This window comes from Bacillus sp. GbtcB14 (assembly GCF_019091205.1).
Lineage (GTDB): Bacteria > Bacillota > Bacilli > Bacillales > Bacillaceae_G > Bacillus_A > Bacillus_A cereus_AG.
The window spans coordinates 1-1608 of sequence record NZ_JAGXJT010000048.1 but is presented as its reverse complement, the minus strand read 5'-3'; the positions used below and the strand labels follow the sequence as shown (position 1 = coordinate 1608).

Genomic DNA, 1608 nt, shown 5'->3' with positions numbered 1-1608 from the left:
ACATCTTCGTTAGTTAATGTCAACTAAGTTTTTCATTTTGTTTGCCGCGTTCTGCGTTATTGCATCGGCGACTTGTTTTATATTACACCTCTATAGCCTAATCGTCAACACCTTTTATTCAATTAATAATAAAAAAAATTCCAAAGGTATTTTCTATATGAGTTTCAGTTATTTAATTCCTCTAATTCAATGAAAATAATGAAAAGGACATCCTATTACATACAAGGCGTCCTTTTCATTAAACACTATATACATACTCTTATAAACTTTAACATTCTTCATTCCCTTTAACATTTCGCTCGCCTGATATAAATAAATCAATTAATTTACGTTTATCCGCCCATATCACTCCAAATAAAACTAAGCTACCACCTATTCCTATTCTCCACGTCAAAGATTCATTTAATAGAACAATTGAAGCAGCGATACTTATTAACGGTAACGCATTTAAATATAATCCACTTACTGATGCCGAGACTGTCTCTAATGCTCTATTCCAAAACCAATACGCTAAAATTGTTGCCCCAATAACAAGATATATTACACTAAACCCTGTCTTCCATGTTTCGATTTTTGGAAAACCATAGTAAAAAGTTTCTGCCATTGCAAATGGTAATAGAATAACAGCTCCAATAATTAAAGTTAATGTTGTAAAAACCTTGTTTGATAGATACTGTTCTTGTTTTGGACGTTTCAGCAATACTGTATAGAAAGCAAATAAGAACGTACTTAATAAAATAAGGATATCTCCTATTAAAGATACTTCTTGGTCGACATTACTAGATGGAATTGTAATAAGAAGTACTCCGGCAGCCCCGAGTACAATACCGATCCAATAATTAAGCTGAATTTTTTCTTTCAAAAAGAACGCTGAAAAAAGAATCGTAACTAAAGGTAAAGCAGCATCAATAATACTAACATGCAATCCACTTGTTAAAGAAATACCGTAGGATGTGAACATAAAGTACCCAGCTACACCAGCAAAAGATAGTAAACTCATTCTTTTCCACGGGACTTGTTTATGTACAACTGATCTTTTTAATTGTTTAAATGAGAATAGTAAACAGATTCCACCAGCTAAGAAAAGACGAATAAATAACAAAGTAAATGGCTGAATAGATTCTAATGCCCACTTTGTTGGCGCAATAGCTGTCCCCCATAATATAACAGCCACTAATAACATGCATATTTCTTTCATAATCCCCCACACCCATCAAAAAATATATGTTAACTATCTTAATTATAGATTTTTTCTTATGTGAAATCCTTTAAAAATGAAAAAACGTTATGTGAAAAACAGCTGAATAGTTATTTTTCACATAACGCTTTCATATAAAGAGCAAAATTTTTTAGTCATTCTACAAATTAGTTAACATAAAAAGGTAATTCTTACCTTACACTAACATTTAAATGTATTACTTTATCACCTTTTACGGCATTATCGCTCAAATTTTAATTTAGACAATCCCTATTTCATCTTTAAGATTACTAAATTTATGGATTTTAACAGATGATACATAAAAATAAACACAAAAAAACTAAGTCGAATCGACTTAGTTTTTTGCTTGGCGACGTCCTACTCTCACAGGGACAAGGTCCCAACTACCA

General features: G+C 31.5%; 1 protein-coding gene. It reads right to left on the bottom strand.

Features of this window, described 5'->3' with window-relative positions; genetic code table 11:
- Positions 1-268: 268 nt before the first annotated feature.
- Positions 269-1198, bottom strand: a complete 930-nt coding sequence (locus tag KVT31_RS29295) for a DMT family transporter (protein ID WP_088094908.1) — start codon at positions 1196-1198, stop codon at positions 269-271.
- Positions 1199-1608: the final 410 nt, after the last annotated feature.